Origin of the sequence: Candidatus Thiosymbion oneisti, assembly GCF_900092655.1 — a bacterium.
Classification (GTDB): Bacteria; Pseudomonadota; Gammaproteobacteria; order Chromatiales; family Chromatiaceae; genus Thiosymbion; species Thiosymbion oneisti.
Genome location: NZ_FLUY01001198.1, coordinates 1 through 6,796, shown reverse-complemented (window position 1 = coordinate 6,796; position 6,796 = coordinate 1). Strand labels below are relative to the sequence as shown.

Here is a 6,796-nt window from a genome sequence, read left to right as displayed (position 1 = left end):
GTACTGGAGCGTGTGAACCAAGCGTGTGAGCCAGCAGGTACTATGAACTTGCAACATCGGTCGAAACTAGGTACTAGTACCTAACGAGGCTTCGCCTCAGACCGACGAGGCGTGAGTTTTTTGTACGGAAACCGGAAAACCACGAAAGGCACGAAAACACACGAACCCTCATTCGTGTGAATTCGTGCCCTTTCGTGGTTCTTGTGTCTCGTCGCTAACGTATTACGCCCGGCTCAACAATTGGCTCAGCGCCGACCCAATACCACGCGCCAAGCTCAACGCAAGAATTCAAGGCTGTGCCAGCGCGGCATTGGGCGCCTGAGCCAAGCCGTTAGGTGGCATATTTCGATGGAATGGATGGTGCCACGGTATGTATATTGATGATTTCATTTGGCTCCCTGACATCGTGGAAAAACTTGCCGTCAAGCACCATGTGACTCAAGACGAGGTAGAGGAAATCTTCTTCGATCGCCCACAGTATCGTTTTATTGAGTCGGGACACAGGGCCGGTGAAGATGTCTATGCCGCCAGTGGACAGACGGACTCAGGCCGCTACCTTATCGTGTTTTTTCTGCGCAAACCGGATCACCTAGCGCTCATCTTGAGCGCCCGTGATATGGATAGAAAGGAACGAAGACAGTATGAACGAGCCTGATGATATGCGGCGCACCAGTATTTCCAAGGCCCGAAGCCTCGACGAGATCGCTGACTTTTGGGATACGCATAGCTTGGCTGACTATTGGGATCAAACCTACGAGGTGACATTCGAAGTCCGCGCACAACAACGACGGCGTGTTACCCTCGACCCTGACGTGTATTCCCAGGTTGAGACGCAAGCCTATACGCGGGGAGTGTTGCCGGAAACATTGGTCAACTTGTGGTTAAAAGAACGCCTTCAAGAGCGCGAGAGTGCCTAACATTTGCATCCAGCCGACCACTTCGGTCGCTACCGCTCCTTACGCGTCGGCTGATTTGCGGTGTTGGATGGCAGAAGTGCATTGCACTACTCGCACTTGGCCGCGACTTCGTTCAGGAAGTTGTTCGCTACCCGAAACAACTCATTCGTGTTGTCGACAAGCTGTCCACGTGCCTTTGGTCGACGATTTCTGTTCGGCTGACCGAAATCGACATCCATTTCATGAGCGAACACGTATTGCCCTTGCCGAAAGGCAATCCACTCGCCACCCGAGTTGTACAGGTATTGCACTGACGTTTGTCGATACCGATTCAATTTGCTTTAGGGCAGGAGAGAAACGAATGCAACCAGCCCTTCAACCCGCTCTCTATGAGTCCCTGGAAGCTCTGCCCGCAGGTCTGACCGGGGAGATCCTGAATGGGCAGCTACATACTCAACCGCGCCCATCCGGTCCACATGGCCGCGTCGCCTCTCGTGTTGATCGCTCAATCGGACGTAGCTATGACGATGGCATTGATGGTCCGGGAGGTTGGTGGATCTTTGTCGAGCCGGAGGTCCACTTCGTGCGGGATGTGGAGGTGACTGTGCCGGATCTGGCCGGCTGGCGACGTAAGCGGATGCCCTATCTGCCGGAAGATCAACGCTTCGAGGTGGTTCCCGACTGGATCTGCGAGATCTTGTCTCCATCCACAGCGAGCAGGGATCGCGAGGTCAAGATGCCGCTGTATGCCCACTACAAAGTGCAGTATGCATGGCTGATCGATCCGGTTAAACGCACGCTGGAGGCCTACCGACTCGATGCCGGTGCCTGGATCGAGATCGGCCGCTTTGCCGATGCTGATCAGGTTGCCGTACCACCGTTCGAGGCTATGAGCCTTGATTTGAAGGGCCTTTGGGCACCGTTGCGACCGGTTCTCGTATGAGCACGATGAACATTTCCCTCCCCGACGCACTCAAGGCCCATGTAGACGAACAGGTTGCCGAGCGAGGTTTCGCCACCGGCAGCGAATATGTGCGCGAGCTCATCCGCCGGGATCAGGATCGACAACGGCTGCGCACCTTGCTCCTCGATGGCGCCGGCTCCGACCCCGCAGTTCCGGCCGACAAGGCCTATTTCGATGCTTTACGTAGCCGGGCTCGCCAAGGCGCCCAAGGGTGATCACAAAGCTCGTCATTCCCCGTGACCGAGCGGTTCAAGACGTCGAAGAGATCGTCGACTATTACCTGGCGGAAGGTTCTGAACAAAAAGCGATCAGCGGGATTGTCCACGGATTATGAAATGGCAGGAAGTCCGTCTGAATCATCCCAATCGATGGCTTCTGGTCGAAGCCGCCCAGGCGCACACCGAGGCGAATCAGCGCATTCTCGACGACCTGGTCGTGCTCGATACCTATAAGGACTCCGTAGTGGCGATGCGCGACTACACTCAGATGCACCGGCAGTGTCCGGACAGAGAGCTGTATGTGTTGCACACCTCACGCGAGGAGATAGAAGTCGAAGAGCGCCGATGGTTCGGGTTCCGAATCGGCGCGTGAAGCTACGGCTTGATGGCGGACTACCGTTCGTCACCATTGAAATCGGTTGGGAGCACTCTTCACTGATGCTCAAACCGGTCCTTCTCGATACCGGCTCGGCGAGCACCCTGCTATCGGCGGATCGCCTCGGCACACTTGGGATCAAGCTGGAACCCAAGGACCCGATCCATCGCATCGTTGGCGTGGGCGGCAGTGAGTTTGTCTACTGCAAACGCTTGCCCTAGGTTGCGTTGGGAGACTGCCGTGCGCACGACGTTCCTGTCGAGGTCGGTGCCATGAGCTATGGCTTTCGGATCGAGGGTATCCTGGGAATGGATTTCATGCAGCAGATCGGACTGATCATTGATCTGCGCAAGTTCGAGGTTTCCTGCGGCGTAACAGGATAGCAGCCCGTGCCCAACGAGAGGTAGGGATGTTGAGTACAGTGCTATCCAAAGATGCGGTTCGTTGCCTGCGCCCGCCCGTCTGCCGTGCTGGCACAGGCAGGCGTCCCCGCACTTGTCTACGTGTTAAGTTCCGCCAAATTATAGACACATTTTTTGAACAGGTTTGGCTGTTTTCGGGACCAGTTTTTCATCGCTCAGAAAGGCACAAAAATGCTGTATTTTCCGGCTATTATCACACCCAAAAAATCATAACTCTTTGTTTTTTATACGAATGGTGGGGTCCTGAATAGTTACAAATTCAACGTAATTATCCGGGACCTGACACCGGCATCACCATAGGACGGATCAGTTGTCCCTGCGGTGGCCGACGGTTATCGAACCACTACCCTTCCGATCGAACCAGGTCAGCCAGATACCGCTGAGCAGCCAGGAGTAGGCCCAGGTGCCGGCGATGATCAGCGCAAAGACAATGACGATGTCCAGGGTGCTGCCGTTCAGGGAGAAGGCCGGCACGTACCCGAAGAGGAACGGGCCGAGGTAGAGAAATTTGGCGAATTTGAACGCGGTGAAGGCGGTCTTCCACATGTTGGCCTTGGCGATGGTGGCACCTGCGAAGGCCGCGATGCAGACGGGCGGCGTGATGTTCGAGTCCTGGGATAACCAATAGACGATCATGTGGGCCGCGAGGGGATGGACACCCAGCTCGGTCAGTGCCGGCACCGCGACCACGGCCGTGATCAGGTAGGCCGCGGTTACGGGTACCCCCATCCCTAAGATCAGGGAGGCCAAGGCCACCAGCAGGATGGTCAGCCACAGCCTGCCGTCGGCCAGCTCGATGACGATGTCGGCGAAGGTGAGCACCAGGCCACTGTAGGTGAGCACGCCGATGATGATGCCAATCACACCCACCGTGGCGCCGATCTTGAGGCTGGACAGGGTGCCACGGCGCGCGGCGATCACGAATCTGTGCATTTCCGACCTGATGTCCGCCCCTCGGGCGTGTCGCCGGTAGAGCAGAACGGCAGCGAGGATCAGGCCGTAGATGAGCGGCAGATTCCCTGTGAGTGCCGCTTGCAGCTCGGCTACCGCCCCGGCGCTGAGCAGCGGGGATAAGGCGGCGGAAAGCCACTGTGCGGGCGCCCCGAGCACGGTCTTGAAGGCGGCGGCGACTGCGGGCCCCAGCGCCCAGCTCAGGCCGGCCACCAACCAACCGACGGCGAGCACGAAGAGCATGCTATAGGCCAGGGATGGATCGATCTTGGTCTCTCTCAGCTTATGGCTGACCAGGATGCAGGTAGCAAGCCCCAGAACGGCGGAATAGCCGGGCGAGTAACCGCTGAGCATGAAGACGGTGATGACCACCAGGGGCGTGATGTAGATCCACTCCTGCGTGAAGATTTCCGTAGCGTCTCGCTCGGATTTCTCACCGCGGATACCGAATCGCTTGGCCTCGTAATGGACCATCACATAGACGCTGAAGAAGTACATGAGTGCCGGAAAGACGGCCACCAGCATGATCTCGGCGTAGGGGACGCCGGTGAGCTCCGCCATGATGAAGCCCCCCGCCCCCATGATGGGGGGCATGAACATGCCGCCGATGGATGCGGCCGGCTCGATTCCGCCCGCCACATGGGGACGAAAGCCCGCCTGCTTCATCATGGGGATGGTGAAGGCACCGGTGGATACGGTGTTGGCGATGGCACTACCCGAGATGGAACCGAACAGCCCGCTGGCGATGACAGACACCTTGGCCGGTCCCCCGATCCGGTGGCCCACCGCCGCCAGCGGAAAGTCGATGAAAAAGCGTTGGGCGCCGCTCGCTTCGAGAAAGGCCCCGAAGATCACGAACAGAATAATGTAGGTCGCCAGCACATTGGCCATGATCCCGAACACGCCGTCGCTCTTGTAGAAGATGCTGGTGCACAGCTCGGGGAAGGTGTCGCCGGCATGGGAGATCAGCTCCGGGGCGTAGGCCCCGTAGACGCCGTAGAGGAGCATGACGGCGCCGATGACGACGAAGATGTTGCCGACGACCCGGCGCGCGAGCTCGACCCCGATCAGCACCCCTAGCATGGCGATGGCCTTGTCGAGCGCCGTCTCCGCGCCGGCACGATAGTTGATGGCCTCGAAGTTCGCGATCCAGTAGCCGATACAGACGATGGAGGCGACGATCAACAGATAATCGACGACCCGGCCAAACCGCCCCGGCGTCCGGTAGATCATGAAGACCAGGACGTAGGTGACCAGGACATAGATGCCGCGGTGAAACTGGGTCGGCGCCGGCTCAAAGACCGCCGAGTAGGCGTAGAAGAGGACCAGGCCGAGCGCCAGTAGGTCGAATAGGCGCTGTTCTATGCGGGTAAGCTGCTCGAACAAGGATCGTCTCCCGAGCGGGTCAGGCCGTTACCCTCAGGAGGGTGTCACAAAAGTCCCTTTCCCGGCGAGAGGGTATCGTAATGGTTGCGGACTCAAGTCGGGTGGGAAAGCGCGGCGCATCCCGCCGCAGCGCTGGGAACGCCGGCATCCTGCCGGCCAGGATTTGCCGGCAAGAGGCTGTTCCGACCCGCCTTCTCCGGAGGGTGTCGCAAAAACGGTGGCGTCACTGCCAGTTCGTGAAGTTTAAACCACAGAGAACACAGAGAATGCAGAGAATTGGCCGATGCCTTTCTCCGTGTTCTCTGTGTTCTCTGTGGTTCGAAACGACTTTTGCGACACCCTCCTCCGCGGCGCGGAGCTTCCGCGCTCCCACGTGCTGCGTGGGAACGAGAGAAAGCATCTCAAGCATCTGCACCACTCTACGCAATCTGCGGATAGACAGGATTCAGAGCAATCCCTGCTCCTTCCAGAACTTCTCGGCGCCCGGATGCAGGGGGGTGACGATGCCCTTGATGCCGGTCTCCAGACTCATTTCCTTGAAGGTCTTTTTCTGACTGACCAGATAGGCGAGTCCCTCGTCCGTATAGAGCTTGGACAGCAGATCGTAAACGATTTCATCCGGGACCTCCGCATTGGCGACCCATAGGGCCGAGTCCTGGAAGGAAGGGACAGCCTTGTCAACGCCTTTGTAGATTCCCGCCGGGATCTCGACCCGGGTGAAGTTGGGATACTGCTCGTAGAAGCCGCTCTTGGCCGCGTCCTGGTCCAGATCGACCAGGGCGATAGCATTGGTCTGGGCGGCCATCATCACGGCGCCCGAGGGAAAACCGGTAAACAGCCAAAAGGCGTCGAGCTGCTTGTTGCCGAAGGCATTGGCAGCATCGTTATAGCCCATGGCGTTACGCTCGATCCTGTCCCAGACACCCAAGTGGGTGAAGAAGAGCTCGCAGTTGGCGAAGGCGCCCGAGCCTGCGTTGCCGACGCCGACCTTCTTTCCTTCCAAGTCCTGCACGCGGGTTATTCCGGAGTCCTTGCGCACGACCAGCTGGGCGACTGATCCGTAGAGGTAAGCTACCGCCAGCACCTTTTCGTACTTTTTCCCATCCTTCTTCAATCTGCCTGCGCGCCCGAGATGCAGGTGCCCGGCATGAATGACGCCGAACTGCATCTTGCCTTGGTCGACCTTGCGCAGATTCTCCACCGACCCGGCGGAGGATTGGGCCTTGATCCGGTAGTCTGCGGATTCCTTGACGGGTCCATAAGTCTGGAGGGCGCTTGCGAATATCTGGAAGGTGCCGCCTGCAGGGCCGCCGCCGAACACGATCCGTTCAGCGGCCAAGCCGACAGCGGGGACGGCGAGCATGCAGGCCAGCAGGAAGGCACTTGCGGTAAGGATCATTCTCGGGCTCGGCTTCATGCGGCGCTCCTGGGGTGGGTGATGTTGGCGATTTAGAGACTGTCTAGAAGTTAAGGTATTGATTTCGGCTGGCTCCCCAGGCTTCAGGAGGGTGTCGTAAAAGCCCCTCTCCCGGTCTCTGGTTCCCACGCAGCGCATGGGAACGAGAAAATGTCGGCGATCCCAG

Annotated in this window: 9 protein-coding genes; 7 read left to right on the top strand and 2 right to left on the bottom strand. The window is 58.5% G+C overall.

Annotated features, from left to right (window positions below):
* Nucleotides 1-370 precede the first annotated feature (370 nt).
* The 7 genes from BQ17_RS12335 (at nt 371) to BQ17_RS12305 (ending at nt 2,675) form a co-directional block, all read left to right on the top strand.
* Entirely contained in the window at nt 371-655 is a 285-nt protein-coding gene (locus BQ17_RS12335) for a BrnT family toxin (protein WP_089727487.1), read from the top strand.
* Nucleotides 642-917, top strand: a complete 276-nt coding sequence (locus BQ17_RS12330) for a CopG family antitoxin (protein ID WP_089727485.1) — start codon at nt 642-644, stop codon at nt 915-917. Before BQ17_RS12335 ends, BQ17_RS12330 begins: the two co-directional genes overlap by 14 nt.
* A 340-nt stretch (nt 918-1,257) precedes the next feature.
* The gene (locus tag BQ17_RS12320) at nt 1,258-1,839 is read left to right on the top strand and encodes a Uma2 family endonuclease (RefSeq protein WP_089727481.1); all 582 of its coding nucleotides are present in this window, start codon (nt 1,258-1,260) and stop codon (nt 1,837-1,839) included.
* A gap of 5 nt (nt 1,840-1,844) precedes the next feature.
* Nucleotides 1,845-2,075 (top strand): ribbon-helix-helix domain-containing protein, encoded by a 231-nt coding sequence (locus BQ17_RS12315; RefSeq protein ID WP_341534754.1) that lies wholly within the window; start codon nt 1,845-1,847, stop codon nt 2,073-2,075.
* Nucleotides 2,072-2,194, top strand: a complete 123-nt coding sequence (locus BQ17_RS23425) for a hypothetical protein (RefSeq protein ID WP_256091574.1) — start codon at nt 2,072-2,074, stop codon at nt 2,192-2,194. Before BQ17_RS12315 ends, BQ17_RS23425 begins: the two co-directional genes overlap by 4 nt.
* Complete coding sequence (locus tag BQ17_RS12310; protein ID WP_089727477.1) at nt 2,191-2,451, top strand: hypothetical protein; 261 nt, start codon at nt 2,191-2,193, stop codon at nt 2,449-2,451. Before BQ17_RS23425 ends, BQ17_RS12310 begins: the two co-directional genes overlap by 4 nt.
* Nucleotides 2,448-2,675, top strand: a complete 228-nt coding sequence (locus tag BQ17_RS12305) for a pepsin/retropepsin-like aspartic protease family protein (RefSeq protein WP_089727475.1) — start codon at nt 2,448-2,450, stop codon at nt 2,673-2,675. The genes BQ17_RS12310 and BQ17_RS12305 overlap by 4 nt, the downstream gene beginning before the upstream one ends.
* Nucleotides 2,676-3,182: 507 nt before the next feature.
* On the opposite strand, the gene BQ17_RS12300 is transcribed toward BQ17_RS12305, so the two are convergent.
* A complete protein-coding gene (locus BQ17_RS12300; RefSeq protein ID WP_089727472.1) occupies nt 3,183-5,213 on the bottom strand; it encodes a TRAP transporter permease in 2,031 nt (676 codons plus the stop codon).
* 445 nt (nt 5,214-5,658) lie between these two features.
* Nucleotides 5,659-6,612 carry a TAXI family TRAP transporter solute-binding subunit gene (locus tag BQ17_RS12295; protein WP_089727470.1) on the bottom strand — a complete coding sequence of 318 codons (954 nt, stop codon included), beginning with the start codon at nt 6,610-6,612 and terminating at the stop codon, nt 5,659-5,661.
* Between the last annotated feature and the right edge of the window lie 184 nt (nt 6,613-6,796).